This window comes from Pseudolysinimonas sp., assembly GCF_051954455.1.
In the GTDB taxonomy this organism is placed as follows: Bacteria; Actinomycetota; Actinomycetes; order Actinomycetales; family Microbacteriaceae; genus Pseudolysinimonas.
This window is the reverse complement of sequence record NZ_JBQCHS010000022.1, coordinates 37,786-62,077: the sequence shown is the minus strand read 5'-3', so window position 1 is coordinate 62,077 and position 24,292 is coordinate 37,786. Positions and strand designations below refer to the sequence as shown.

Sequence of the window (24,292 nt, the reverse complement as noted above, 5' to 3'; positions counted from 1 at the left end):
TCTCAGCGTGAGCGTCAACACGTCGGACCCGGTCATCGGCCGGCTCATCGACGGGCGCTACCAGGTGCGCTCACGCATCGCGCGCGGCGGCATGGCCACCGTCTACCTCGCCACCGACCTCCGGCTCGAGCGCCGGGTCGCCGTCAAGGTCATGCACGGGCACCTGGCCGACGACAGCCAGTTCAAGCAGCGCTTCATCCAGGAGGCGCGCTCGGCGGCGCGTCTGGCGCACCCGAACGTCGTCAACGTCTTCGACCAGGGGCAGGACGACGACAGCGCCTACCTGGTGATGGAGTACCTGCCCGGCATCACCCTCCGCGATCTGCTGCGCGAGTACGGGTCGCTCACCCCCCAGCAGGCGATCGACATCGCCGAGGCCGTGCTCTCCGGGCTGGCCGCGGCGCACAAGGCCGGGATCGTCCACCGCGACCTGAAGCCCGAGAACGTGCTGCTGGCCGACGACGGCCGCATCAAGATCGGCGACTTCGGGCTGGCACGCGCCGCCTCCGCCAACACCGCGACCGGGGCGGCCCTGCTCGGCACGATCGCCTACCTCTCCCCCGAACTCGTCACGCGCGGGGTCGCCGACACCCGCTCCGACATCTACGCGGTCGGCATCATGATGTACGAGATGCTCACCGGCGAGCAGCCGTTCACGGGCGAGCAGCCGATGCAGATCGCCTACCAGCACGCGAACGAGTCGGTGCCGGCTCCGTCGAGCCGCAATCCCAAGGTGCCGCGCCCGCTCGACGAGCTCGTGCTCTGGGCGACCGAGCGCGACCCGGAGCGCCGGCCGCGCGACGCGCGGGAGATGCTCGAGCAGTTGAAGGCGGTGGCCGGCGAGATCGACGGCACCGGCCCGGCGCCGACCGTCGCCCAGCGCACCATGGTGCTGCCGTCGCCGCCGGGCGCGGCGCGGCCGTTCGCCGACGACGAGACCCAGGTGCTCGGCGCCCGCGGCGCGATGCCGACGGCGCGCACCGCGACGACTGATCAGGTCCCCGTGCGTCAGGCGGTGGAGGCGGGAGCGCCCCGGAAGCGCCGCCCGCGCCGCTGGATCCCCCTGCTCGTCATCCTCGTCCTGCTCGCCCTGATCGGCGGCGGCGCCGGGTGGTGGTTCCTCGCCGGTCCGGGCTCGCAGGTCGCGATTCCGCAGGATCTGCAGGGCAAGACGCCGGAGGCCGCCACCGCGGAGCTGCGGGCGCTCGGTCTCGAGCTCGGCACGCCCGGTCAGGCGTACTCGACCTCGGTCGCCGCCGGCCGCGTGGCCGACACCAAGCCGGGCCTCGGCTCCTTCGTCGGCAAGGGCAGCACGGTGCGGCTGCTCGTCTCGGCGGGTCGGAAGCCCATCCCGTTCTCGATCAAGGCTGGCACCCCGGTCGCGGACGCCGAGGCCGCCATCAAGGCCAACTGGTCGTCCGGGGGCGACCCGAAGAAGCAGTTCAGCGACTCCATCGCCGCCGACCAGGTGATCGACGCGCTCGGCGCCGACGGCAAGAGCCTCCTCGGGCAGGCCACCTATGGCCAGGGGCTCCCGGTCACGCTCGTCGAATCGGTCGGGAAGCTGCCGGACGTCACCGGTCAGACCTTCGCGCAGGCGCAGGACGCCCTGAATGCCGTCCATGTGACCGCGACGCAGGGCGAACAGAGCTTCAGCCACACCGTGCCGGAGGGGTCGGTCATCAAGATCGAGACCGCCGGCCCCTACGCTCCCGGGCAGACGATCGCGCTCACGATCTCGAAGGGACCGGAGCCCGTCGTCGTGCCCAGCGTGGTCGGGCAGACCTGGGCGAAGGCGAAGCAGCAGCTTCTCGACGCCGGCTTCCAGCTCGACTACAACCCCAAGGCTGCGGCCGACGCGTTTCCGTCCATATTCGTCGTCACAAAGACCGATCCTGATGGCGGAAGTACCGCACCCTGGGGTTCGACGATCAAAGTCAACTTGAGGGCCGGCGGTTAGAGCGAACGCCCGCTGAGCTCCTCCGCGACGAGGAACGCGAGCTCCAGCGACTGCATGTGGTTCAGCCGCGGGTCGCAGAGCGACTCGTACTTCGTGGCGAGGATCGCCTCGTCGATGTGCTCCGACCCGCCGAGGCACTCGGTCACGTCGTCGCCGGTGAGCTCCACGTGGATGCCGCCCGGGTGCGTGCCGGCCGCGCGGTGCGACTCGAAGAAGCCCTTCACCTCGTCGACGATGTCGTCGAAGCGGCGGGTCTTGTAGCCGGTCGAGGTGGTGAGGCCGTTGCCGTGCATCGGGTCCGTGACCCAGAGCGGCGTCGCCTCCATCCCCTGGATCGCCTCGAGGAGCGGCGGCAGCGCGTCGCGCACCTTGCCGGCGCCCATGCGCGTGATGAAGGTGAGGCGACCCGGCTCGCGATCGGGGTCGAGCTTGTCGATGAGCCGCTCCATGACGTCCGGCGTCGTGGTCGGGCCGAGCTTCACGCCGATGGGATTGCGGATGCGGCTGAAGTAGTCGACGTGCGCCCCGTCGAGGTCGCGGGTGCGCTCCCCGATCCAGAGGAAGTGCGCGCTCGTGTTGACGGGCGTGCCGTTGCGCGAGTCGATGCGCGTCATCGGGCGCTCGTAGTCCATGAGGAGGCCCTCGTGGCTCGTGTAGAACTCCACGCGCTTCAGCTCGTCGAAGTCGGCGCCCGCCGCCTCCATGAACTTGATCGCGCGGTCGATCTCGGCGGCGAGGCCCTCGTAACGGTGGTTCGCCGGGTTGGCGGCGAAGCCCTTGTTCCAGCTGTGCACCTCGCGGAGATCCGCGAACCCGCCCTGCGTGAACGCGCGGATGAGGTTCAGGGTCGAGGCGGCCGTGTGGTAGCCCTGCACGAGGCGGCGGGGATCGGCGCGACGCGACCCCGGCGTGAAGTCGTAGCCGTTGACGATGTCTCCGCGGTAGGCCGGGAGCGTCACGTCGCCGCGCGTCTCGTCGTCGTTGGAGCGGGGCTTGGCGAACTGGCCCGCCATGCGGCCCATCTTCACGACCGGCATCGAGGCGCCGTAGGTGAGGACGACCGCCATCTGCAGCAGCGTGCGGACGCGCGCCCGGATCCGGTCGGCGGTCGCGCCCGCGAACGTCTCGGCGCAGTCGCCGCCCTGGAGCAGGAACGACTCGCCGCGGGCGGCGCGCGCGAGGCGGTCGCGCAGCATGTCGATCTCACCGGCGAAGACCAGCGGGGGGAACGAGGCGATCTCGGCGGACGCGGCCGCCGCCTCCGCGAGATCCGGCCACGCCGGCTGCTGCTTGATGGGCAGGTCGCGCCAATAGTCGAGACCGGCGATCACCTTCGGATCGGCGGGGACGACGGTCTCGGTCGGGTCTGCCACGGCAAGGTCCTTGTGCTGGAGGGAGCCTCCAGGCTATCCGCTCGGCCCCGCGGTCGCTGACCGGGGCGGCCCCGTCAGTCGCTGATGACCGACGCGGAGGGCGCCGTCTCGTGGGCCTTCGGGCGGCCCGCCGCCGCCGCGCGGTCGGCCTTCGTCGGATTCGCCGCGCGCACCGACGACGCGTACACGTCGACGTACTCCTGCCCGCTCACCCGGTCGATCTCGTACATGATCTCGTCGGTGATGGAGCGGAGCACGAAGCGGTCGCCCTCCATCCCGTGGAAGCGGCTGAAGTCGAGCGGCTCGCCGAAGACCACGCCGACCCGGCGCACCCTCGGGATCCGCACGCCGAGCGGCATGATCTTCTCCGTGTCGACCATGGCGACGGGGATGACCGGAACGCCCGATTCGAGCACCATGCGCGCCACGCCCGTGCGGCCGCGGTAGAGCCGGCCGTCGGGGCTTCGGGTGCCCTCGGGGTAGATGCCGAGCTGGCGCCCCTCGGCGAGGACGCTCAGGCCGGAGTTGAGCGATGCCTCCGACGCCTTGCCGCCCGACCGGTCGATCGGCACCTGCCCGAGGCCGAGGAAGATCTCCTTCTGCAGCCAGCCGCGAAGGCCGCGTCCCGTGAAGTAGTCGCTCTTCGCGAGGAAGGTGATGTGGCGGTGGACGAGGAGCGGGAGGAACACCGAGTCGGCGAACGAGAGGTGGTTGCTCGCGAAGATCACGCCGCCGCGCTCGGGCACGTTCTCGCTCCCCCGGGTCCACGGCCGGAACACCGAGACCAGGAACGGGCCCGCGATCACCTTGATGATCCAGAACAGCCACGGACGTGAGCGTCGCATCGTGTCGACTCTAGGGCCGGGCTCGCTCAGACCTCCAGCACCCTCGCCAGGTCGGCGGCGCCCACGACGCCCGCGTCGTTGACGAGCTGCGCGATCACGAACTCGGGCTCGGGGTGGAAGCCGCGCGCGGGCAGGTGCGCCCGGAACGACTCGCGCACCGGCTCGAGCAGCAGCTCGCCGGCCGCGGCCACGCCGCCGCCGAACGCGAAGACCCGCGGATCGAGGATCGCCCCGATCGACGCGCACGCCTCGCCAAGCCGCTCGCCGAGGCGTCGCACGGCGGCGATCGCCCCCGGGTCGCCCTCGGCGATGAGGAGCCCGACGTTGGCCGCGTCGAGGGCTCCGTCGGTCTCCCGCGCGTGGGCGAGGGCCACGCCGATGCCGCCCGCGTCGGCGATCTCGCCCGCGTACCGCAGCAGCGCCCGGCCCGAGCCGTACTGCTCCAGGCAGCCGCGCTGGCCGCATCCGCACGGCAGCCCGTCCGGCACCAGGCGCATGTGGCCGATCTCGCCGGCCACGCCGAAGCCGCCGCGCAGCAGCCGGTCGTCGACGACGACCGCGCCGCCGACCCCCGTGCCGATCGTGAGCAGCACCATATCGCCGGCCCCGCGGCCCACGCCGTGCCGGTGCTCGGCCCAGCCGGCGGCGTTGGCGTCGTTGTCGATCACGATCGACGCTCCCGGCAGGCGCTCGGCGAGCAGCGCCCGGAGCGGCACCTCGCGGAAGCTGATGTTCGGGGCGTAGTAGACCTGCTCGCGGTCGGCGTCGAGGAAGCCGGGCACGACGACGCCCAGCGGCGGGATCGGGCCCTCCCCCGCCAGCGACCGCACGATGGTGACGACGTCGTCCACAATCGCGATCGCGTCGCCCGCGGGCGTCGGGCGCCGCTCGCCGCGGAGGATGCGCCCCGCGTCGTCGACGACGGCTCCCGCGATCTTCGTCCCGCCGATGTCGATCCCGATCGCGTGCACGAGCCACGAGTCTAGGGGCGCGGCGACTCCCCCTCCCGCCGCGGCTCACGGGCGGCGCCCGGCGCGCACGGGTACGATCTGTCGACGGACGTCACGTCACCGAAGGAGATGCCGTGAACGAATACACGACCCCGCCCGCCGTCGAGCCCGACGCCGACGCCAACATCACGCACCTGCTGCTCGACCGGCTGACGGCGAGCCCCGACCGCGCCATCTTCGCGCTCCCGACCGCCGAGGGCGGCTGGGAGGACCTGACGGTCACCGAGTTCCACCGCCAGGTGATCGCCCTCGCGAAGGGTCTCGTCGCCGCCGGCGTGCAGCCCGGCGACAAGATCGGCCTCATGTGCGGCACCCGCTACGAGTGGTCGCTCATCGACTTCGCCACGGCGTTCGCCGGCGCGATCGTCGTGCCGATCTACGAGACCTCCGCGCCCTTCCAGGTGCGGTTCAACCTCGAGGACTCGGGCGCGAACGCCGTGATCCTCGAGACGGACGATCACCGCGCCCGCTTCGAGGAGGTGCGGGCGGAGCTGCCGGCCGTCACGAAGGTCTGGCAGCTGAGCGACCTCGACGGGCTCGCCGCGGCGGGCACCGACGTCTCGGACGCCGAGATCGAGCGCCGCCGCACGATCGCGAAGTCAGCCGACATCGCCACCATCATCTACACCTCCGGGTCGACCGGCACGCCCAAGGGGTGCGCGCTGACGCACGGCAACTTCGTCGAGCTGGCGCGCAACTCGGCTGTCGCCATGAAGGAGGTCGTGGCCGATGGCGCCTCGAGCCTCCTCTTCATCACGATGGCGCACGTGTTCGCCCGTTTCATCTCGATCCTCGGCGTCCACGCGGGCGTGCGGGTCGGGCACCAGGCCGACACCAGCCGGCTCATCGACTCGCTCGGCAGCTTCAAACCGACGTTCCTGCTCGCCGTGCCGCGGGTGTTCGAGAAGGTCTTCAACTCGGCGGAGCAGAAGGCCGAGACCGGCGGCAAGGGAAGGATCTTCCGCGCCGCCGCCGAGGTCGCGATCGAGCACTCGAAGGCCCTCGATGCGGGCCGGGTCCCGCTCGGGCTGCGGGTGAAGTTCGCGCTGTTCGACCGGCTCGTCTACAGCAAGCTCAAGGAGGCGATGGGCGGCCGCGTGAAGTACGCGGTCTCGGGCTCGGCGCCCCTCGGCCTGCGGCTCGGGCACTTCTTCCGCAGCCTCGACGTGCGGATCCTCGAGGGCTACGGCCTCACCGAGACCACGGCGCCCGCGACGGTGAACCTGGTCTCCAAGTTCAAGATCGGCACCGTCGGCCCCGCCCTGCCCGGTGTCGGGATCCGCATCGCGGAGGACGGCGAGATCCTCGTCAAGGGCATCGACGTGTTCGCCGGGTACTGGAAGAACGAGTCCGCGACGGCGGAGGCGTTCGACGGTGAGTGGTTCAAGACCGGCGACATCGGCAGCCTCGACGAGGACGGCTATCTGACGATCACCGGGCGCAAGAAGGAGATCCTCGTCACCGCGGGCGGCAAGAACGTCTCGCCGGCCGCGCTCGAGGATCCGATCCGCGCCAACCCGCTCGTCGGGCAGGTCGTGGTCGTGGGCGACCAGAAGCCGTTCATCGCCGCCCTCGTGACGCTCGACCCCGAGATGCTGCCGGTGTGGCTGAACAACAACGGCGAGGACGCGACGATGTCGCTCGACGAGGCGGCGCGCAATCCGAAGGTGATCGCGGAGGTGCAGCGCGCCGTCGACAGGGCGAACACCCACGTGTCGCGGGCCGAGTCGATCCGCAAGTTCGTGATCCTGCCGACGGAGTTCACGGAGGCCTCCGGCCACCTGACGCCGAAGATGTCGATCAAGCGCGGGCCGATCCTCAAGGACTTCGCCGACATCATCGAGGGCATGTACGAGAAGACGCCGGCCGCGGCCGCGCCGGAGACGGCGTCGATCCCCGCCGGGTGACGGGGCGCGTCAGCTGATCGAGGTCACGCCCGCGCGGAACCAGTCCGCATTGCGGATCGCGCGCATGGCCTCGCGCTTGGCCTCGGGCTCGAGCCCCTCGACGTAGAGCCGTCCGTCGAGGTGGTCGGTCTCGTGCTGGAGCGCCTGCGCGAGCACGCCGTCCCCCTCGACCACGACGGTACGCCCGTGCGCGTCGACGCCGGTCACCCTGGCGTGCGGGTGCCGCAGGCGGGGGAAGTAGAACCCCGGAACCGAGAGGCAGCCCTCGTCGATGAGCTCCGGCTCCCCCGACACCTCGAGCACCGGGTTGAAGACGTAGCCGACGTCCCCGTCGACGTTCCAGCTGAACGCGCGGAGCCCGACGCCGATCTGGCACCCGGCCACGCCCGCACGTCCCGGCAGCAGCACGGTGTCGACGAGGTCCTCGGCGAGGGCCTGCAGGCGCGCGTCGTCCGGCCGGACCACGACCGGGTCGGAGGGCGAGCGCAGCACGGGGTCGCCGAACAGGCGGATCTGCCGTTCGGTCACGGGACGATCACCCGGGCGCCGCGCTCGGCGGGGAGCCCGTCCATGACGGAGGCGGCGAGATCGCGCGCGGCCTGACGGGTGAACGGCTTGAGCGCCGCATAGCGCACCACCGACCCGGCGGCGAGCTCCCGGTCGTAGGGGATCCGGACGACCTCCCGCACCCGCGAGCGGAAGTGTGCCTCGATCTCGGTGAGCTTCACCAGGTCCGTCCCCTGCGTCGCGGTGTTGAGCGCGACGATCCCGTTGCGGACGAGGTGCGCGTAGCCGTTGGCCTCGAGCCAGGTCAAGGTCTCGGACGCGAGGCGCGCCTCGTCGACGCTGCCGCCGGACACGACGACGACCTCGTCGGCGCGCTGGAGCGTGGCCCGCATCACCGAGTGGACGATGCCGGTGCCGCAGTCGGTGAGCACGATGCCGGTGCTCTGCTGCGTCAGCACGTCGGCGATGACGTTGTAGTCGTTCTCGTCGAACGCCTCGGAGATGAGCGGGTCGGTGTCGGAGGCGAGCACGTCGAGCCCGGTCGCATCGCGGGAGAGGTGGCGCTGGAGCGACGCCTCGTCGCGGATCTCGGGCGCGTGCACCACGACGTCGCGGACGGTGGACCGGGTCTGCCGGTTGACCCGCTCGGCGAGCGTGCCGCGATCCGGGTTCGCGTCGATCGCCACGACGCGGTCGTCGCGCAGGTCGGCGAGAGCCATGCCGAGGAGGGTGGTGATCGTGGTCTTGCCGACGCCGCCCTTGCGGGTCAGAACAGGGACGAACCGCGTGCCGCCGACGAGCGTCTTCGTGATCCGGGCGTCCGTCGCCTTGCGCTCGCGCGCCCGGGCCGAATCCCCGGGGTTGACGAGGTGGAAGGTGCCCTCGTAGACACCCCGCTGCCAGAAGCCCTCCGGTGCCGCGTGGCGGCCGGGTTTCGTGCGCGGGGCGGCGTCGGTGTCGTCGATGGGGACGGCGGGGCGCGCCGTCGCGTTCTCGAGCCGCACGCGCTCACGTCGGCTGAGCGGCGGCGCGGCCGCTTCGGGGAGCGGCGGAACGTCGGCCGGGTCGACCGGCGCGCCCTCTTCCGCCGGCTCGGGGACGAGCTCCGCCGTCACGATCTCGATCGACGTCGTCGACGGGGCGACGACGTCGGCGACGACCGGTGAGACCGCGACCTCGTCGAGGGCGACCGCCTGTTCGTCCTCCGGCGCCTCGTGCACCGGCACGGGCAGCGCGATGCTCACCGTGAGGCTCTCCGGGACCGCGGCCGTGAGATCGTCGTGCGTCGGCAGCACGGCGTGCTCGTCCACCGGTCCGGCGGCGCGCCGGCCCGGACGACGCGCGTCACGGTCGAGGGTCACAACCCGCGAGTCTACCGATCGGCCGCCGGACGGGCCCGGTCCGGGGCCTACTCGACCACCACCAGGAGGTCGCCCGCGTCGACCTGCTGGGTCGTCGGGATCGCGAGCCGGACGACGCGGCCGGCGACCGGCGTCGTGATCGCGGCCTCCATCTTCATCGCCTCGATCGTCGCGACGGCCTGGCCCGCCTCCACCTGATCGCCGTCGGCCACCTTGAGGGTGACGACGCCCGAGAACGGTGCCGGCACCTGGCCGGGCTTCGCGGGGTCGGCCTTCTCGGCGCTCTTGGTCTCGACCGTGATGGAGCGGTCGCGGATGCTGATCGGACGCAGCTGGCCGTTGATCGTCGTCATGACGGTCCGCTCGCCCTTCTCGTCGGGCTCGCCGATCGCCTCGAGCGACAGCAGGAGGCTCACGCCGCGGCTGATCTCGACCACGGTCTCCGCGTTCGACTGCAGACCGTAGAGGTATGCGCGCGTATCGACGACCGACAGATCGCCGAACAGCTCCCGCACCTGCTCGAACTGGCGGGTCGGCGCGGGGAAGAGCAGCCGGTTGAGCGTGTGCCGTCGGGTCGCGGCGTCGCCGCCCTCGTCGTCGGCGCGGAGCCCCGCCTCATCCTCCGCTGTCAGTTCCTCGACGCCGATCCGCACGTCGCGGCCCTCGAGCACCTTGCTGCGGAACGGCTCGGGCCAGCCGCCCGGCAGGTCGCCGAGCTCGCCGGCCATGAAGCCGATCACCGAGTCCGGGATGTCGTACTTCTGCGGGTTCTGCTCGAAGTCGGCCGGGTCGGCGTCCACCGCGACGAGCGCGAGGGCGAGGTCGCCCACGACCTTCGACGAGGGCGTCACCTTCGGCGGGCGGCCGAGCATCCGGTTCGCGGCCGCGTAGGCGTCCTCCACCTTCTCGAACTGGTCGCCGAGGCCGAGTGCGATGGCCTGCTGACGGAGGTTCGAGAGCTGGCCGCCCGGGATCTCGTGGTGGTACACGCGCCCCGTCGGACCCGGCAGACCGGACTCGAACGGTCGGTAGGCGCGGCGCACGGCCTCCCAGTACGGCTCGAGCGCGTCGACCGCGTCGAGCGAGATGCCGGTGTCGCGCTCGGTGTGCACCGTCGCGGCGACGAGCGCGGAGAGCGACGGCTGGCTCGTCGTGCCGGCCATCGGGGCGCTCGCCGCGTCGACCGCATCGGCGCCGGCACGGCTCGCGGCCAGCAGCGTCGCGAGCTGACCGCCCGCGGTGTCGTGGGTGTGCACGTGGACGGGCTGGTCGAAGCGCTCGCGCAGCGCCGTCACCAGCTTCTCGGCCGCCTCCGCGCGCAGGAGTCCGGCCATGTCCTTGATCGCGAGGATGTGGGCGCCCGACTCGACGATCTGCTCCGCGAGACGCAGGTAGTAGTCGAGCGTGTAGAGGTCCTCGGCCGGGTTGAGCAGGTCCCCGGTGTAGCACATGCCGACCTCGGCGACGGCGGTGCCGGTCGCGAGCACCGCGTCCACCGCCGGGCGCAGCTGCGCGACGTCGTTGAGCGCGTCGAAGATGCGGAAGATGTCGACGCCCGTGGACGCCGCCTCCGCGACGAACGCGTCGGTCACGCGGGTCGGGTACGGGGTGTAGCCGACCGTGTTGCGCCCGCGCAGCAGCATCTGGATCGCGATGTTCGGCAGAGCCTCCCGCATGGCGGCGAGCCGCTCCCACGGATCCTCGCCGAGGAAGCGGAGCGCGACGTCGTAGGTCGCCCCGCCCCAGGCCTCGACGCTCAGCAGCTGCGGCGTGAGGCGCGCGACGTGCGGCATCACCGCGACGAGGTCCTTGGTGCGCACGCGGGTCGCGAGGAGCGACTGGTGCGCGTCGCGGAACGTGGTCTCGGTGACCGCGAGGGCCTTCTGCTCGCGGAGCGCGGCCGCGAACCCGGCGGGGCCGAGCTCGAGGAGCCGCTGGCGGGATCCGGCCGGTGCCGGGGCGTCGACATCCACGACCGGCAGCTTGATCGCCGGGTCGTAGGCGCCCGCGCCGTCGCCGTTCGGCTGGTTGACCGTCACATCGGCGAGCCAGTTGAGGATCTTGGTGCCGCGGTCGCGCGACTCGCGCGCGTGGAACAGCTCCGGCCGCTCCTCGATGAACTTCGTCGACAGGTCGCCGGCCTGGAACGCCGGGTCGGCGAGCACGGCCTGCACGTAGGAGATGTTGGTGGTCACGCCGCGGATGCGGAACTCGGCGAGCCCGCGCTCGGCGCGGCGCACCGCGGTCGGGTAGTCGCGCCCGCGGGCGATCATCTTCGCCAGCATCGAGTCGAAGTGCGGGCTGACCTGCGCGCCGGTCTGCACCGTGCCGCCGTCGAGCCGGATGCCCGCGCCGCCCGGCGACCGGTAGGAGGTGATCTTGCCGGTGTCGGGGCGGAACCCGGCCGACGGGTCCTCGGTCGTGATCCGGACCTGGATCGCGGTGCCGCGGAGGTGGATGTCGCCCTGGTGCAGCCCCAGGTCGTCGAGGGTCTCCCCCGCGGCGATCCGCATCTGCGACTGGACGAGGTCGACGTCGGTGACCTCCTCGGTCACGGTGTGCTCGACCTGGATGCGCGGGTTCATCTCGATGAACACGTGCTGGCCGGCGCGGTCGCCCTCGGTGTCGAGCAGGAACTCGACGGTGCCGGCGTTGACGTAGCCGATCGACTTCGCGAACGCGATCGCGTCGCGGTAGAGCGCCTCGCGGATCGACGGGTCGAGGTTCGGTGCCGGCGCGATCTCGACGACCTTCTGGTTGCGCCGCTGCACCGAGCAGTCGCGCTCGAAGAGGTGGATCGTCTCCCCCGCGCCGTCGGCGAGGATCTGCACCTCGATGTGCCGCGGACGGATGACCGCCTGCTCGAGGAACATCGTCGGGTCGCCGAACGCCGAGTCGGCCTCGCGCATCGCGGCCTCGAGGGCCGGGCGCAGCTCGTCCTTCGTCTCGACGCGGCGCATCCCGCGTCCGCCGCCGCCCGCGACGGCCTTGGCGAAGATCGGGAAGCCGATCTCGTCGGCGCCGGCCAGCAGCTCCCCGATGTCGCGGCTCGCGGGGGTCGACTTCAGCACCGGCACGCCGGCGGCGATCGCGTGCTCCTTGGCGGTCACCTTGTTGCCGGCCATCTCGAGCACGTGGCTGCCGGGGCCGATGAAGGTGATGCCGTTGTCGGCGGCGGCCTGGGCCAGGTCCGGATTCTCGGAGAGGAAGCCGTAGCCCGGGTAGATCGCGTCGGCGCCCGACTCCTTCGCGACGCGGACGATCTCGTTCACGTCGAGATACGCGCGGACCGGGTGGCCCTCCTCGCCGATCAGGTAGGCCTCGTCGGCCTTCAGCCGGTGCAGCGAGTTGCGGTCTTCGAACGGGTAGACCGCGACCGTCTTGGCGCCCAGTTCGTACGCCGCACGGAATGCCCGGATCGCGATCTCGCCGCGGTTGGCCACCAGGATCTTCTTGAACACACAGGTCCTCTCGTCGGGTGGCGTGGGGAAGGGGTCCTCCCAGCGTAGTGACGCTAGGCTCGGTGCTCGTGCATGTGCTGAGCGTGAGCTCCCTCAAGGGGGGCGTGGGAAAGACCACCGTCACGCTCGGACTGGCCTCGGCGGCCTTCGCGAAGGGCATCTCGACCCTCGTCGTCGACCTCGATCCGCAGTCCGACGTGTCGACCGGCATGGACATCGCGGTCGCCGGCCATCTCAACGTGGCCGACGTGCTCGCCTCCCCCAAGGAGAAGATCGTCCGCTCGGCCATCGCGCCGTCGGGCTGGACCCGCGGGCGCCCCGGAACGGTGGACGTGCTGATCGGCTCCCCCTCGGCCATCAACTTCGACGGGCCGCACCCCTCGATCCGCGACATCTGGAAGCTCGAGGAGGCTCTCGCCCATGTCGAGCGCGACTACGAGCTCGTGCTCATCGACTGCGCGCCCTCGCTCAACGCCCTGACCCGCACCGCGTGGGCGGCCTCGGACCGCGTCGCCGTCGTCACCGAGCCGGGTCTGTTCTCGGTGGCCGCGGCCGACCGCGCGCTCCGGGCGATCGAGGAGATCCGCCGGGGGTTGTCGCCGCGCCTGCAGCCGCTCGGCATCATCGTGAACCGCGCACGGGTGCAGTCGCTCGAGCACCAGTTCCGCATCAAGGAGCTGCGCGACATGTTCGGGCCGCTCGTGCTCGCCCCACAGCTGCCCGAGCGCACCTCGCTGCAGCAGGCGCAGGGGGCGGCGAAGCCGCTCCACGTCTGGCCGGGCGAGAGCTCGCAGGAGATGGCGCGGCACTTCGACCAGCTGCTCGACCGCGTCATGCGCACGGCGTCGATCGCCGGTCAGCCCGCGTCCACCACGGCATAGCGCCGGTCGAGTAGCCGCGCAGCGGCGTATCGCGACCCCGCGTCTCGATACGAAGGGTCTCGATAGGATCCGCTGCGCGGCGCTACTCGACCCGCTCGGCCCGACTCAGGAGGCGCGGGCCGCCCGGCGCGCCGCGAGCTCGTCCATCGGGTCGCCGGCGGCCACGGTGTCCATGTCGACGAGGTCCGACTCCACCTCGCGCAGCACTTTGCCGACGGCGATGCCGAAGACGCCCTGGCCGCGGCTCACGAGGTCGATGACCTCGTCGTTCGAGGTGCAGAGGTAGACGCTCGCGCCGTCGCTCATGAGCGTCGTCTGCGCGAGGTCGTAGATGCCGGCCTCGCGGAGCTGGTCGACGGCGACCCGGATCTGCTGCAGAGAGATGCCGGTGTCGAGCAGGCGCTTGAAGAGCTTGAGCACGAGGATGTCGCGGAACCCGTAGAGGCGCTGCGATCCGGAGCCTGCCGCGCCGCGGATGGTCGGCTCGACGAGCTGCGTGCGGGCCCAGTAGTCGAGCTGGCGGTAGCTGATGCCGGCGGCGCGCGCCGCGACGGTGCCGCGGTACCCCGCGCCCTCCTCGAGCTCGGGCAGCCCGTCGGTGAAGAGCAGCCCGTCGGCGAAGCGAGCCTCGTCGTGGCGGTTGACTTCGCTCATGCGCGCGCTCCTCGGTTCGGGCATCGGACGGCTGACACTAACCCTCAGGTTGAAGTTGAGGTTCAACGTCCTGTGCTCCCTCACGCTACCGGTGGGCCGCGAGCGGGACAACGAGGCGCCGGGCGTGTCGCGCGGACGGCGCCCCGGGCGGTCGGCTCAGAGCCGTGACAGCGCCGAGCGGATGAGGCTCGAGCGGACGAGCTCGAGCTGTCCGGCGATCTCGCGGGCGAGCTCGAGGGCCTTGGCCCGGCTGGAGGCGTCACCGCGACGCGCCGTCGGGATCAGGGCGCTCTCGATGAGGCCGAGCTCCCGCTCCGCCGCGGCCCGGAAGCCGCGCAGATGCCGAGGCTCGATGCCGGAGCGCTGAAGCTCGACGAGCGCCTTCAGCACGACGAGCGCCTCGTCGGTGAACGTGTCGCCCGCCGCGATGAGGGACGCGGTGATCGCGTCGTTCAGCAGCATCGGGGTCGCACCCGACTCCCGCACGAGCTCCTCGCGGGTCAGCTTGCGCGTCGCGGGGAGCATCGATGGCGCCGCCGACACCTGCACGCCGCCGGGGAGCACGGGCTCCCGGCCCGCGTCGAGGTCGTCGAGGTAGCCGCGGATGACCTTGAGTGGGAGGTAGTAGTCGCGCTGCATGGTCAGCACGAGGCGCAGCCGCTCGAGGTCGGTCGGCGAGAACTTGCGGTAGCCCGACTCCGTCCGCGACGGCGTGACCAGCTGCCGCTCCTCCAAAAAGCGGAGCTTCGACGGCGACAGGTCGGGGAACTCGGGGCTGAGCCGCTGCAGCACCTGACCGATGCTGAGCAGATTCGGCCCCGAGGCCGTGGGCTTCGGGGCGGCGGCGCCGGCCCTCACCGGCTGAGCTGGGCGAGATCGAGACGCGATGCGTAGAACGTGAGGCGGAACTTACCGACCTGCACCTCGGCGCCGTCGCTGAGGAGCGCCGACTCGATCCGCACGCCGTCGAAGTAGGTCCCGTTCAGCGACCCGAGGTCCTTCACCTGGAACACGTTGCCGACCCGGGTGAACTCCGCGTGACGGCGCGACACGGTCACGTCGTCGAGGAAGATGTCGGCATCGGGGTGACGTCCCGCGATCGTCGAGTCCGAGTCGAGCAGGAACCGCGCGCCCACGTTCGGACCGCGACGGACGATGAGGAGCGCCGAGCCGGACGGCAGGGCGGCGATCGCCTCCTGCTCCTCGGGGGAGATCCCGGCCTCCATCGCCTTCAACTGCTGCGCGAAGTCGTCGGCGAAGTGGACGGTGGTGTCGTTCCCGGCATTGCCCGGGGTCGCGGGGGTCACCTCCGACGCAGTGGTCGGCGTCGACTCGGGAGCGTGCTCCTCGTGCGGGTCGTCGGCCATGTCATCCCCTCCTTTAGCGCTCAACCCTAGCCGATGCCCCGTCGCCGTCGTCCTCCCCGATTCGGATGATCCGACCGGTCTGCACGGCGTAGACGATGCCCGCCCACCAGTACAGGAAGACCCCCCACAGGGCCGCCGCCCAGCCCACCGGCGCGGCCCAGGTGTCGAGGGCGGGGAACGCCGCCCCCAGCACCAGCACCGGCATGGCGACGAGGAGGAGGAAGGTGCCCATCTTGCCGAGGTGGTGCACCGGGAGCGGGCCGAACCGGTGCTGCGCCAGGATCACGCCGAGCACGAGCAGCAGCACGTCGCGCGCGACGATGACGCCCACCAGCCACCACGGCAGGAATCCGCGGATCGCGAGCCCCACGAGCGTCGAGAAGATGAAGAGACGGTCGGCGGCGGGATCCAGCAGCTGCCCCACCCGGCTGATCTGGTTGAAGTGCCGCGCGATGTAGCCGTCGACGAAGTCGGTGACGCTCGAGACGACGAGGGTGACGAGGGCCCAGAGGTACTGCTCGGTGACCAGCAGGACGAGGAAGACCGGGATGAGCAGCAGCCGCAGGCAGCTGAGCGCGTTCGGGACCGTCACGACGCGCGAGCTGACGGCCGGGGGCACGGCCCCAGGCTAGCCTGACCGCATGTCGCCCCTCCTCGTCGCGCTCGTGGTCGCGGCGGTCGTCTGCCTGGTCTGCTGGATCGCGTCGATCGTCTCGAAGGACACCTCGTGGGTCGACCGCATCTGGTCGATCGTGCCGGTCGTCTACGTCGGGATCTTCGCGATCGCCGCGGGCTTCCGCGACCCGAGGCTCGACGTCATGGCCGTGCTCGTGCTGCTCTGGGGCGCGCGCCTCACCTTCAACTTCGCGCGCAAGGGCGGCTACTCGGGCGTCGGAGGCGATCACGAGGACTACCGCTGGGCCGTGCTCCGCGACCGCATGAGCCCCGCGCTGTTCCAGGTGTTCAATCTCCTCTTCATCGTGCTGTTCCAGAACGCGGTGCTGTTCCTCATCGCGTCGCCGGCGTGGACCGCGTTCCAGCACCGCACGCCGTTCGGCGTGCTCGACGTCGTGCTCGCGATCCTCTTCGTCGGGTTCCTCGTCGGCGAGACGGTCGCCGACCAGCAGCAGTGGAGCTTCCAGCGGTGGAAGGCCGCGGAGCGCGCCGCCGGACGGGAGCCGTCGCCCCGGTTCCGGCAGTCCGGCCTGTTCCGCGTGTCACGCCACCCCAACTTCTTCTTCGAGAACGCGCAGTGGTGGGTCGTCGCGGCGTTCGGGGTCGTCGCGGCGCGCGGGCTGGACTGGACCCTGACCGGCATCCTGCTTCTCCTGGCCGTCTTCATCGGGTCGACGCAGTTCACCGAGACGATCACGAAGAGCAGGTACCCCGAGTACGCCGAGTACCAGAAGCGGACCTCGCCGGTCATCCCCTGGTTCCCGCGGCGTGTACGCGATGAGACCGCGGGAGCCGCGGGTTAGCCTGACCGCCATGTCGTGCATCCGGTTCAACACGCCCGCCCAGCGCGCGCAGCTGGCGCGGATGGCCCCGGCCATGAAGACCGCCGAGGAGATCGCGGCGCAGCATCCTGCTCCCCCGGTCACGGAGAGCAAGATCCGCCGGATCCGTCTGCTCGCCGCCGATGCGAATCCCCGCATCCGGGCCAGTGCCGCGTCGAGCTACCACCTGCCGGACGACGTCGCCGAGGCCCTGGCCGCCGACCCCGACGCCGAGGTGCGGCGCTGGCTGGCCCGCAACGAGACGGTCTCCTGCGACCTGCTCCGACGACTCGCGCACGACGACGAGGAGACGGTGCGTGCCTTCGTCGCGGTGAACTTCTCCGCGCCCGCGGACGCGATGGCCGAGCTGGCCGAGGACGACTCGGAGACGGTGCGCGGTCTCGTCGCCTGGAAGGCGTCGCTGCGCGAGCCGGCCGGGGCCTCCGTCTAGATCCCTCCCGGCGCCCTCACCGCCAGACGGCGGCGTCGGGATCGATGCCGCGCGAGCGTGCGGCCTCATCGATGATGAGGCGCAGCCACGAGGCCAGCCCGGGGCGCAGGCGCTCGTAGTGCGCGGCGAACCCCGGATCCCGTTCGTACCGGCGGCCGAGGAGGACCTGCATCTCGCGGGTGAGCGGGAAGTAGGCCGAGAACACCTCCCGATGCCGGTCGACGAGACGGTCCGCCTCCGCGCTTCCCGGCTCGACGCCCGCCGCCATCGCGTCCGCCAGCGCGGTGTCGAACTCCTGCGCGGTCCGCGCGATGGACCGCCACTCCTCCGCCGAGCGACCGGCGGAGCGCTCGGCGTACTGCCGCCACTGGTCCGTCGCGCCGTAGCGCTGCCGGGCTTCGGCGGCCCAGGCGGGATCCCACCCCGGTCCGAAGCTCGTCCGCTGCTCGGCGTCGCTGAGCAGGACGCCGCGCTCGTGGGCGTCCGCCATCCGCTCCAGGTCGTCGCTCAGCGACGCCAGCCGATCGATGCGCTCCGCGAGCCGGGCCCGCTGGGCGCGCAACTCCGTCGCGATGTCGACGGTCGGATCGTCGAGGACCGCCCGGACGGCACCGAGATCGAGGCCCAGCTCGCGATAGGCCACCACCCGACGCAGCCGTTCGACATCGGCGACGGTGTACATCCGGTACCCCGCCGCCGTTCGCGACGACGGCCGCGCCAGGCCGATCTCGTCCCAGTGATGCAGCGTCCGGACGGTCAGGCCGAGCCGGGCGGCGGCGCGCCCGACCGTCAGACCGTCGGCGTCGCTCTCATCGGTCACGCTCACCATTCTTCTCGGGGTCCGACGACGTGATGCCGATCGCGGCGAGGTTCCGGGCCGCCTCGCTCGACGGGTCGAGGGCCTTGGCGGCCGTGAAGACGACGCGGACGCGCTCGGGGGTGACGACGTGGACGTCCCGCGTGTTCCACGCCGTGTCCACCGGCTCGTCGACCGACGACGCGTCGATCGCCCGGCAGGCCGCCACGAGCGGGTCGATCTGATCGAGCACGCAGGCGAAGCTGACGGTCATCGCGGGGACGCTCTCCGACGCCCTGTCGGCCGGGACCAGCAGAACGTCCTGGAAGGCCCACCGGCGCAGGTGCACGAGCCGACCCGGGACGCTGAACAGGTCGAAGAACCCGAGGGCGTCGGTCCAGAAGGCCAGTGAGGCGGACATGTCGGCGGTCGGGATCGTCACGAAGGACGGCATCCCGTAGATCCCGTGGAACGGCTCGGGTGCGACCGCGTCGGGCCCCGGTACCGGGACCGGGCTCATCTCGAAGGCATTGACGTAGGTGCTCATGCCGTCGACGATCCCCCCTCCCGCAGCGTGAGGGTCAAGCGCGACCGGCAGCTAGTCGGCCGCCTCGAGGCGCGGGCGCAATTCCGTCCAACTGGCGGCGAAGCCGGGGTGCAGGGGGAGGTCGGGGACCTCGTCGAACGCGGTCCAGCGCAGCTCGACGCTCTCCGCGTCGCCGACGAACGGCTCGAACGGCTCGCGGGTGCGGGCCAGGACGGTCGTGTACGACCAGTAGCCGAGGTCGAAGACCGATGTCCCGATGACGTCCACGAGCGCCGGCGGCACCCCGGCCTCCTCGTCGGCCTCGCGGATCGCCGCCTGCTCCGGGGTCTCGTCGCCCTTCCGAGCGCCTCCCGGGATGCCCCAGGTGCCGCCGAGATGGCTCCAGACCGCGCGGAGCTGGAGCAGCACGCGGTCGCCGTCCGCGATCAGCAGCCCGGCCGCGCCGTTCGCGCCCCAGAACCGCCCGTGCGGACCGTCGACCCAGACGTCCTCGGGCCCGTGCGGCCGGCGCTGCGTCGGGTCGTGCTGCGCGCGGGCCATGCCGTCAGCCTAGGCCGGTCCGGGCGTCCACCCGCTTGTCGGACGACCTGTCTACCCTCGGCTGCATGGCATCCGGCATCGTCCCCCCGTATCTTCTCGCCCGGCTCGCGCAGGCCGACCAGTCGCACCTCCACGACGCCGCGCTCGCGGCCCGGCGCACCCTCAGCCATGACGACGACCGCCGCGCCGCCCGCCTGACGCTGAGCGTCGAGGGCGGCAGCCTCGTCGCCGAGATGCGCGACGCCCCGAACCGCACGATCTCCGACGCGAAGCACACGGACACCCTGCCGGGCACGACGGTGCGCCGCGAGGGCGACGCCCCGGTCGCGGACGTCGCCGTGAACGAGGCCTACGACGGCCTCGGCGCCACCTTCGCCCTCTACTCCGAGGTCTACGGCCGCAACTCGATCGACGGGCAGGGTCTGCCGCTCGACGGCACCGTGCACTACGAGAAGGGCTACGACAACGCGTTCTGGAACGGCGAGCGGATGGTGTTCGGCGACGGCGACGGCCAGGTGTTCCAGCGCTTCACGATCTCGGTCGACGTGATCGGGCACGAGCTCACCCACGGGGTCACGCAGTACACCGCGGGCCTCCTCTACAAGGACCAGTCGGGCGCCCTCAACGAGTCGATCTCGGACGTATTCGGCTCGCTCGTCCTCCAGTACGAGAAGAAGCAGACCGCCGACGAGGCGAGCTGGCTGATCGGGCAGGGCCTGTTCACGACGCAGGTGAAGGGCGTCGCCCTCCGCTCGATGAAGGCCCCGGGCACCGCCTACGACGACCCGGTGCTCGGCAAGGACCCCCAGCCGGCGACCATGGCCGACTACGTCGACACCTCGGACGACGACGACGGCGTGCACACCAACTCCGGCATCCCCAATCACGCCTTCTACCTCGTCGCGACGACGATCGGCGGTCACGCGTGGGAGAAGGCGGGGCGGATCTGGTACGACACGCTGCTCGCCGGCATGAAGCCGACGACCGACTTCTCGGCCTTCGCGGCCCTGACGCTCGCCGCCGCCGCCACGCGCTACGGTGAGGATTCGGCCGAGGCCGACGCGGTCCGCGCCGGCTGGTCGGGAGCGGGAGTGACGATCGATGGCGGCGCGCGGTGAGCTGACCGTCGTCGTCGTGCGCTCCGGCGGATTCGCCGGGATCACGCGGCGCTGGAGCGTCGACCGCCCCGATCCTGACGACGACTGGGTCGCCCTCGTCGAGGCGTGCCCGTGGGACGACGTCGGCGAGGATCCGGCCGGCCGGGACCGCTTCGTGTGGCGGATCGAGGCGCGCCTGCCGCAGCGGCATCACGAGGCCTCGGTGCCCGACAGCCGACTCACCGGGCCCTGGCGGGAGCTCGTCGATCGCGTGCAGCGCGAGGGCACGGGCGCGGCGGGGCCGGCGTGAGCGCGGCGCGCGTCGACTCCTGGCTGTGGGCGGTGCGGCTCGTGAAGACCCGGTCCGCCGCGACCGCGCTCTGCAAGGCCGGGCACGTGCGGGTGAACGGCGACCGCGCGAAGCCCGCGCAGCACGTCGCGGCGGGCGATGAGATCCGGTTCTCGGTCGAGGGCGGGTCGCCGCGGATCGTGATCGTCCGCGACCCCGGCCTCGTCAAGCGGGTGTCGGCGCCGCTCGCGCAGGCGGCCTACGAGGATCAGAGCCCGCCGCCCCCGCCGCCGGAGGAGCGGTACTTCACCGGGGTGCGCGACCGCGGCGCCGGGCGTCCGACGAAGCGCGATCGCCGCGACATCGAGCGGTGGCTGAGCGGGGGCGGCGGTTGAGGTCGTCGGGATCGCCGCGCTGGGCGGGTTCCGACGGGCTCAACCAGCGTCGGTCGGGACCTCGTCGAGGCCCTTCTCGATCGCCGCGATCACCGCGGGGTCGTCGGGCTTCGTCGTCGGGCGGAAGCGCGACACCTCGCCGCCCGGGGTGATGACGAACTTCTCGAAGTTCCACTGGATGCGCCCGCCCTTGCCGTCAGCGGTCTTCACCTGGTGCAGCTCCGAGTAGAGCGGGTGCTTGTTCCGGCCGTTGACCTTGATCTTGTCCATGAGCGGGAAGGTGACGCCGTAGGTCGTGGAGCAGAACTCCTTGATCTCCTCGGTCGATCCCGGCTCCTGCCCCATGAACTGGTTGCACGGAAAGCCGAGCACCGTGAAGCCGCGGCCCTCGTACTGCTTCTGCAGCTGCTCGAGCTGCTCGTACTGCGGGGTCAGCCCGCAGCGGGAGGCGACGTTGACGACGAGCACGACCTTGTCGGCGTAGTCGCCGAGGGTGGCCGTGCCCCCGTCGATGGTGGTGATCTCGATGTCGCGGAGGCTGTCGGCGGTGGGCATGAAGCCGAATGTATCTCCGGCGCACGTCGAGGCGCTGGACGTAGCCTGAACCCATGGCGACCGAGTTCCTGCACGACGAGGCGGCGCACCGCTACACGATGCTGGTGGGCGGCGAGCCGGTCAGCTTCCTCGAGTATCGCGACCACGGGCCGTCCATCGTCTTCCACCACACGGTGACCGTCCCGCAGCATCGCGGCCGCGGATTCGCGGCGAAGCTCGTCGAGCACGCGGTCGACGACGTCGAGCGCTCCGGTCGGGGCCCGATCACGCCGACGTGCTGGTTCGTCGCCGAGTGGTTCGACCGCCACCCCGAGCGCGCCGGGCTCCTCGCCGCGGGCTGACGCGATGGCCACGGCGATGTTCCCGCTCGGGATGGTGCTGCTGCCGCACATGCCGCTGCCGCTGCGCCTGTTCGAGCGGCGCTACCTGATCATGCTCGGGCGCCTGCTCGAGGAGGACGAGCCGGAGTTCGGCGTCGTGCTCATCGAGCGCGGCGCCGAGTCGGGCGATCACGACGCGCAGGCCCGCTTCGGCATCGGCACGATGGCGCGGATCACGCACGTCGCGGCCGGCGAGGACGACGTGCAGCTGCTCGCCCGCGGCACCCGCCGCGTCGAGGTCGTGGAGTGGCTGCCCGACGACCCGTACCCGCAGGCGGTCGTGCGCGAGCTCCCGGAGCTGGAGTGGGACGACGACCTGGCCGAGCTGCGCGCCCGCGCCGAGGACGTGGTGCGCCGGTTCCGGCTGCGCGTCTCGGAGTTCGCGGAGCTCGGCGCCGACGCCGATGTCGAGCTCGACGACGATCCGGTCGCGTCGTCCTGGCAGCTCGCCGGGATCGCGCCGCTCGGCCCGCTCGACCTGCAGCGCCTGCTGCGCGCGACGAGCCTGCGCGAGCTGCTCTCCCGGCTGATCGAGGCCGCGGAGGAGGCGTCGCAGACGCTCGGTGCGACCGCGGTCGATGCGGTGGACGAGGAGCTCGCCGCGATGCTCGGGCGGGACGAGCCCGACGACGACGACGAAGCGGAGTCGCGTTAGCCGAGGTCGGCGGCCAGCGCCCGCGCCCGCTCGAGCGCCGCGTCGAGCGAGGCGCGCCCCTCGGCCCGGCGATCCGCCAGCGCCTCGACGTCGTCGGCGAGGGTGAGCTGCGCCACGATCCGCTGCGTCACCATGCCCATCGACGCGCCCAGGACGACCTCGAGCGCGGCGGTGCCGTGGTCCCAGTCGAGGGGGCTGCCGCTCCCGCCGTAGGCGGCACCGCGGCTCGACACGAGCACGACGGGGCGCCCGCGGAGCGGCAGCTCCTCCGGCGGGAAGCCCGCCGTCACGCCGGGGACGTGCACGTGGTCCACCCACGCCTTCAGGGTCGACGGCATCGAGTAGTTGTAGAGCGGGACGGCGACGAGCACGACGTCGGCGGCGAGCAGCTCCGCGATGTACGTCCGCTGCCCGGCCTCCCACGCGGCGGGCCGCTCCCCCGGCATCTCGCCCGCGGGCCAGTGCAGGGCCGAGGACGGCAGGTGCGGCGGCGGGTCGGCGTGCAGGTCGCGCGCGACCACCGCGTGGTCCGGCCCGAGAGCCGTCCAGGCGTCGGTGAACGCGGACGTGACGGCGCGCGAGCGGGAGCGCTCGCCGGACGCGGAGGAGTCGATCCGGAGCAGGGTGGGCATCGCGTCCACGGTAGTGCTGAGGTGGAGGCATGGACGAGAACCGCGCCTACCGCGCCGCCGACATCCGCGCGGCGGAGCGACCGCTGCTCGACGCGGGCGTGCCGCTCATGGCGCGCGCCGCCGCGGGGCTGGCGCGCGAGCTGCGCGCGTTCGACGGGCCGCTCCTCGTGCTCGTCGGATCCGGCAACAACGGCGGGGACGCGCTGTTCGCGGCCGCGGAGCTCGCGGCGGAGGGCCGCGAGGTGCGGATCGTGCCGGTCTCGGACCGGGTGCACGCCGAGGCCCTCGCCGCCGCGACGGCGGCCGGCGCGTCGACGCACGACCCCGCGGACGCGGTCGACCTCGCCCGCGGCTCCCTCGTCGTGGACGGGATCCTCGGGATCGGCAGCGCGGGGCGTGCGGCGCTCCGCGGGAGGGCGCGCGAGGTCGTCGAGGCGCTGCGACCGCTCGCCCCGACGACGGTCGCCGTGGACCTGCCGAGCGGCGTCGACCCCGACACCGGGGAGGTGCCGGATCCGGCGGTGCTGCGCGCGGACGTCACCGTGACCTTCGGGGCGATGAAGGCGGGGCTGCGGCGGGAGCCCGGCGCGTCCTACGCGGGACGGGTCGTGCTCGTCGACATCGGCCTCGACCTGTCGCCGTTCACCCCCGTGCCGCCGGCGTGAGCCGGAAGATCCGCAGCACCCGGCCCGAGGCGCGCTCGTAACCGCGGTATCCCGGCCAGTTCTCCTCGAGCCGGCGCCACACCGCCTCGCGCTCGTCGTCGCCCACGAGCTCGGCGTGCACCGGGATCCGCTCGCCGTGGACGCTGACCGCGGCGTCCGGGTGCTTCAGCAGATTGCCCGTCCAGGCCGGGTGGGCGTCGCGGGCGAAGTTGCTGCCGGTCACGAGCATCCGCCCGCAGGGCTCGGGGCAGTACATGAGCGTGACGCTCCGCTCCACCCCCGACGATGCCCCGATGGTGTGCAGCACGAGCGACGGCAGCAGCAGCCCGCTCAGCTGCACCCGGCCTCCCGTCAGCCGCGCCATCAGCCGCTCCAGCGGCGGCATGATCGTCGGCCCGATGCGCCGGAACAGGACGGTGCGCGAGAACCAGGCGACGGGACGGCGGAATGCGCGGGGCAGCACGCGAC

Annotated in this window: 27 protein-coding genes; 11 read left to right on the top strand and 16 right to left on the bottom strand. The window is 72.0% G+C overall.

The window, feature by feature from the left end; genetic code table 11:
* The first annotated feature begins 7 nt into the window (after nucleotides 1-7).
* Nucleotides 8-1,960, top strand: coding sequence for a Stk1 family PASTA domain-containing Ser/Thr kinase (gene pknB / locus ACTHM3_RS10480; protein WP_440406041.1), 1,953 nt, complete (start codon nucleotides 8-10; stop codon nucleotides 1,958-1,960).
* Here the strand turns inward: pknB and ACTHM3_RS10475 are convergent.
* From ACTHM3_RS10475 to ACTHM3_RS10465, 3 genes are all read right to left on the bottom strand, one after another.
* Nucleotides 1,957-3,333 (bottom strand): class II 3-deoxy-7-phosphoheptulonate synthase, encoded by a 1,377-nt coding sequence (locus ACTHM3_RS10475; RefSeq protein ID WP_440406040.1) that lies wholly within the window; start codon nucleotides 3,331-3,333, stop codon nucleotides 1,957-1,959. The genes pknB and ACTHM3_RS10475 overlap by 4 nt on opposite strands.
* 74 nt (nucleotides 3,334-3,407) lie before the next feature.
* Entirely contained in the window at nucleotides 3,408-4,178 is a 771-nt protein-coding gene (locus ACTHM3_RS10470) for a lysophospholipid acyltransferase family protein (protein ID WP_440406039.1), read from the bottom strand.
* A 26-nt stretch (nucleotides 4,179-4,204) separates the two neighbouring features.
* Entirely contained in the window at nucleotides 4,205-5,149 is a 945-nt protein-coding gene (locus tag ACTHM3_RS10465; protein ID WP_440406038.1) for an ROK family protein, read from the bottom strand.
* Nucleotides 5,150-5,262: 113 nt separating this feature from the next.
* Between ACTHM3_RS10465 and ACTHM3_RS10460 the strand changes: the two genes are divergently transcribed.
* Nucleotides 5,263-7,095, top strand: coding sequence for an AMP-dependent synthetase/ligase (locus ACTHM3_RS10460; RefSeq protein ID WP_440406037.1), 1,833 nt, complete (start codon nucleotides 5,263-5,265; stop codon nucleotides 7,093-7,095).
* A gap of 9 nt (nucleotides 7,096-7,104) precedes the next feature.
* Here the strand turns inward: ACTHM3_RS10460 and ACTHM3_RS10455 are convergent, their stop codons facing one another.
* From ACTHM3_RS10455 to ACTHM3_RS10445, 3 genes are read right to left on the bottom strand one after another with little or no spacing between them, the layout of a single operon-like run.
* Nucleotides 7,105-7,623, bottom strand: a complete 519-nt coding sequence (locus ACTHM3_RS10455; RefSeq protein ID WP_440406036.1) for a peptide deformylase — start codon at nucleotides 7,621-7,623, stop codon at nucleotides 7,105-7,107.
* Nucleotides 7,620-8,963 carry a nucleotide-binding protein gene (locus ACTHM3_RS10450; protein WP_440406035.1) on the bottom strand — a complete coding sequence of 448 codons (1,344 nt, stop codon included), beginning with the start codon at nucleotides 8,961-8,963 and terminating at the stop codon, nucleotides 7,620-7,622. Before ACTHM3_RS10450 ends, ACTHM3_RS10455 begins: the two co-directional genes overlap by 4 nt.
* Nucleotides 8,964-9,010: 47 nt before the next feature.
* Nucleotides 9,011-12,424, bottom strand: coding sequence for a pyruvate carboxylase (locus ACTHM3_RS10445; RefSeq protein ID WP_440406034.1), 3,414 nt, complete (start codon nucleotides 12,422-12,424; stop codon nucleotides 9,011-9,013).
* Nucleotides 12,425-12,492: 68 nt separating this feature from the next.
* On the opposite strand from ACTHM3_RS10445, the gene ACTHM3_RS10440 reads away from it, so the two are divergent.
* Entirely contained in the window at nucleotides 12,493-13,305 is an 813-nt protein-coding gene (locus ACTHM3_RS10440) for a ParA family protein (protein ID WP_440406033.1), read from the top strand.
* A 105-nt stretch (nucleotides 13,306-13,410) separates the two neighbouring features.
* On the opposite strand, the gene ACTHM3_RS10435 is transcribed toward ACTHM3_RS10440, so the two are convergent.
* The 4 genes from ACTHM3_RS10435 to ACTHM3_RS10420 form a co-directional block, all read right to left on the bottom strand.
* Nucleotides 13,411-13,959, bottom strand: a complete 549-nt coding sequence (locus tag ACTHM3_RS10435; RefSeq protein WP_440406032.1) for a MerR family transcriptional regulator — start codon at nucleotides 13,957-13,959, stop codon at nucleotides 13,411-13,413.
* A gap of 156 nt (nucleotides 13,960-14,115) precedes the next feature.
* Nucleotides 14,116-14,817, bottom strand: a complete 702-nt coding sequence (ftsR, locus tag ACTHM3_RS10430; protein ID WP_440406031.1) for a transcriptional regulator FtsR — start codon at nucleotides 14,815-14,817, stop codon at nucleotides 14,116-14,118.
* On the bottom strand, nucleotides 14,814-15,326 hold the full coding sequence (locus ACTHM3_RS10425) for an FHA domain-containing protein (RefSeq protein WP_440406030.1): 513 nt from the start codon (nucleotides 15,324-15,326) through the stop codon (nucleotides 14,814-14,816). Before ACTHM3_RS10425 ends, ftsR begins: the two co-directional genes overlap by 4 nt.
* 13 nt (nucleotides 15,327-15,339) lie before the next feature.
* Nucleotides 15,340-15,945, bottom strand: a complete 606-nt coding sequence (locus ACTHM3_RS10420) for a CDP-alcohol phosphatidyltransferase family protein (protein WP_440406029.1) — start codon at nucleotides 15,943-15,945, stop codon at nucleotides 15,340-15,342.
* A 22-nt stretch (nucleotides 15,946-15,967) separates the two neighbouring features.
* On the opposite strand from ACTHM3_RS10420, the gene ACTHM3_RS10415 reads away from it, so the two are divergent.
* Nucleotides 15,968-16,804, top strand: coding sequence for a DUF1295 domain-containing protein (locus tag ACTHM3_RS10415; RefSeq protein ID WP_440406028.1), 837 nt, complete (start codon nucleotides 15,968-15,970; stop codon nucleotides 16,802-16,804).
* Nucleotides 16,805-16,814: 10 nt separating this feature from the next.
* A complete protein-coding gene (locus tag ACTHM3_RS10410) occupies nucleotides 16,815-17,273 on the top strand; it encodes a hypothetical protein (RefSeq protein ID WP_440406027.1) in 459 nt (152 codons plus the stop codon).
* Nucleotides 17,274-17,289: 16 nt separating this feature from the next.
* On the opposite strand, the gene ACTHM3_RS10405 is transcribed toward ACTHM3_RS10410, so the two are convergent.
* The 3 genes from ACTHM3_RS10405 to ACTHM3_RS10395 are packed head-to-tail and all read right to left on the bottom strand — an operon-like array spanning nucleotide 17,290 to nucleotide 19,156.
* On the bottom strand, nucleotides 17,290-18,102 hold the full coding sequence (locus ACTHM3_RS10405) for a MerR family transcriptional regulator (protein ID WP_440406026.1): 813 nt from the start codon (nucleotides 18,100-18,102) through the stop codon (nucleotides 17,290-17,292).
* Nucleotides 18,083-18,616, bottom strand: a complete 534-nt coding sequence (locus tag ACTHM3_RS10400) for a VOC family protein (protein WP_440406025.1) — start codon at nucleotides 18,614-18,616, stop codon at nucleotides 18,083-18,085. Before ACTHM3_RS10400 ends, ACTHM3_RS10405 begins: the two co-directional genes overlap by 20 nt.
* A 51-nt stretch (nucleotides 18,617-18,667) precedes the next feature.
* Nucleotides 18,668-19,156 (bottom strand): NUDIX domain-containing protein, encoded by a 489-nt coding sequence (locus ACTHM3_RS10395; RefSeq protein ID WP_440406024.1) that lies wholly within the window; start codon nucleotides 19,154-19,156, stop codon nucleotides 18,668-18,670.
* 65 nt (nucleotides 19,157-19,221) lie between these two features.
* Here ACTHM3_RS10395 and ACTHM3_RS10390 point away from each other — a divergent pair, with 65 nt between their 5' ends.
* From ACTHM3_RS10390 to ACTHM3_RS10380, 3 genes are read left to right on the top strand one after another with little or no spacing between them, the layout of a single operon-like run.
* Nucleotides 19,222-20,274 (top strand): M4 family metallopeptidase, encoded by a 1,053-nt coding sequence (locus ACTHM3_RS10390; RefSeq protein WP_440406023.1) that lies wholly within the window; start codon nucleotides 19,222-19,224, stop codon nucleotides 20,272-20,274.
* Nucleotides 20,258-20,563 carry a protealysin inhibitor emfourin gene (locus ACTHM3_RS10385; protein ID WP_440406022.1) on the top strand — a complete coding sequence of 102 codons (306 nt, stop codon included), beginning with the start codon at nucleotides 20,258-20,260 and terminating at the stop codon, nucleotides 20,561-20,563. The genes ACTHM3_RS10390 and ACTHM3_RS10385 overlap by 17 nt, the downstream gene beginning before the upstream one ends.
* Nucleotides 20,560-20,937 carry an RNA-binding S4 domain-containing protein gene (locus ACTHM3_RS10380; RefSeq protein ID WP_440406021.1) on the top strand — a complete coding sequence of 126 codons (378 nt, stop codon included), beginning with the start codon at nucleotides 20,560-20,562 and terminating at the stop codon, nucleotides 20,935-20,937. The genes ACTHM3_RS10385 and ACTHM3_RS10380 overlap by 4 nt, the downstream gene beginning before the upstream one ends.
* Before the next feature lie 39 nt (nucleotides 20,938-20,976).
* On the opposite strand, the gene ACTHM3_RS10375 is transcribed toward ACTHM3_RS10380, so the two are convergent.
* Entirely contained in the window at nucleotides 20,977-21,492 is a 516-nt protein-coding gene (locus ACTHM3_RS10375) for a glutathione peroxidase (protein WP_440406020.1), read from the bottom strand.
* A gap of 53 nt (nucleotides 21,493-21,545) precedes the next feature.
* Here ACTHM3_RS10375 and ACTHM3_RS10370 point away from each other — a divergent pair, with 53 nt between their 5' ends.
* Nucleotides 21,546-21,833 (top strand): GNAT family N-acetyltransferase, encoded by a 288-nt coding sequence (locus ACTHM3_RS10370; RefSeq protein ID WP_440406019.1) that lies wholly within the window; start codon nucleotides 21,546-21,548, stop codon nucleotides 21,831-21,833.
* A gap of 4 nt (nucleotides 21,834-21,837) precedes the next feature.
* Nucleotides 21,838-22,527, top strand: coding sequence for an LON peptidase substrate-binding domain-containing protein (locus tag ACTHM3_RS10365; protein ID WP_440406018.1), 690 nt, complete (start codon nucleotides 21,838-21,840; stop codon nucleotides 22,525-22,527).
* Here the strand turns inward: ACTHM3_RS10365 and ACTHM3_RS10360 are convergent.
* Complete coding sequence (locus ACTHM3_RS10360; RefSeq protein ID WP_440406017.1) at nucleotides 22,524-23,159, bottom strand: FMN-dependent NADH-azoreductase; 636 nt, start codon at nucleotides 23,157-23,159, stop codon at nucleotides 22,524-22,526. The genes ACTHM3_RS10365 and ACTHM3_RS10360 overlap by 4 nt on opposite strands.
* Before the next feature lie 29 nt (nucleotides 23,160-23,188).
* Between ACTHM3_RS10360 and ACTHM3_RS10355 the strand changes: the two genes are divergently transcribed.
* A complete protein-coding gene (locus ACTHM3_RS10355; RefSeq protein WP_440406016.1) occupies nucleotides 23,189-23,824 on the top strand; it encodes an NAD(P)H-hydrate epimerase in 636 nt (211 codons plus the stop codon).
* On the opposite strand, the gene ACTHM3_RS10350 is transcribed toward ACTHM3_RS10355, so the two are convergent.
* On the bottom strand, nucleotides 23,802-24,287 hold the full coding sequence (locus ACTHM3_RS10350) for a nitroreductase family deazaflavin-dependent oxidoreductase (RefSeq protein WP_440406015.1): 486 nt from the start codon (nucleotides 24,285-24,287) through the stop codon (nucleotides 23,802-23,804). The genes ACTHM3_RS10355 and ACTHM3_RS10350 overlap by 23 nt on opposite strands.
* Nucleotides 24,288-24,292 lie beyond the last annotated feature (5 nt).

What these genes read in the sequence shown, in the direction of transcription:
- ACTHM3_RS10470 (WP_440406039.1), bottom strand. Translation starts at nt 4,178, where the DNA reads ATGCGACGCTCACGTCCGTGGCTGTTCTGGATCATCAAGGTGATCGCG.
- ACTHM3_RS10435 (WP_440406032.1), bottom strand. Translation starts at nt 13,959, where the DNA reads ATGAGCGAAGTCAACCGCCACGACGAGGCTCGCTTCGCCGACGGGCTG.
- ACTHM3_RS10425 (WP_440406030.1), bottom strand. Translation starts at nt 15,326, where the DNA reads ATGGCCGACGACCCGCACGAGGAGCACGCTCCCGAGTCGACGCCGACC.
- ACTHM3_RS10415 (WP_440406028.1), top strand. Translation starts at nt 15,968, where the DNA reads ATGTCGCCCCTCCTCGTCGCGCTCGTGGTCGCGGCGGTCGTCTGCCTG.
- ACTHM3_RS10410 (WP_440406027.1), top strand. Translation starts at nt 16,815, where the DNA reads ATGTCGTGCATCCGGTTCAACACGCCCGCCCAGCGCGCGCAGCTGGCG.
- ACTHM3_RS10405 (WP_440406026.1), bottom strand. Translation starts at nt 18,102, where the DNA reads ATGGTGAGCGTGACCGATGAGAGCGACGCCGACGGTCTGACGGTCGGG.
- ACTHM3_RS10400 (WP_440406025.1), bottom strand. Translation starts at nt 18,616, where the DNA reads ATGAGCACCTACGTCAATGCCTTCGAGATGAGCCCGGTCCCGGTACCG.
- ACTHM3_RS10395 (WP_440406024.1), bottom strand. Translation starts at nt 19,156, where the DNA reads ATGGCCCGCGCGCAGCACGACCCGACGCAGCGCCGGCCGCACGGGCCC.
- ACTHM3_RS10390 (WP_440406023.1), top strand. Translation starts at nt 19,222, where the DNA reads ATGGCATCCGGCATCGTCCCCCCGTATCTTCTCGCCCGGCTCGCGCAG.
- ACTHM3_RS10385 (WP_440406022.1), top strand. Translation starts at nt 20,258, where the DNA reads ATGGCGGCGCGCGGTGAGCTGACCGTCGTCGTCGTGCGCTCCGGCGGA.
- ACTHM3_RS10375 (WP_440406020.1), bottom strand. Translation starts at nt 21,492, where the DNA reads ATGCCCACCGCCGACAGCCTCCGCGACATCGAGATCACCACCATCGAC.
- ACTHM3_RS10370 (WP_440406019.1), top strand. Translation starts at nt 21,546, where the DNA reads ATGGCGACCGAGTTCCTGCACGACGAGGCGGCGCACCGCTACACGATG.
- ACTHM3_RS10365 (WP_440406018.1), top strand. Translation starts at nt 21,838, where the DNA reads ATGGCCACGGCGATGTTCCCGCTCGGGATGGTGCTGCTGCCGCACATG.
- ACTHM3_RS10360 (WP_440406017.1), bottom strand. Translation starts at nt 23,159, where the DNA reads ATGCCCACCCTGCTCCGGATCGACTCCTCCGCGTCCGGCGAGCGCTCC.
- ACTHM3_RS10355 (WP_440406016.1), top strand. Translation starts at nt 23,189, where the DNA reads ATGGACGAGAACCGCGCCTACCGCGCCGCCGACATCCGCGCGGCGGAG.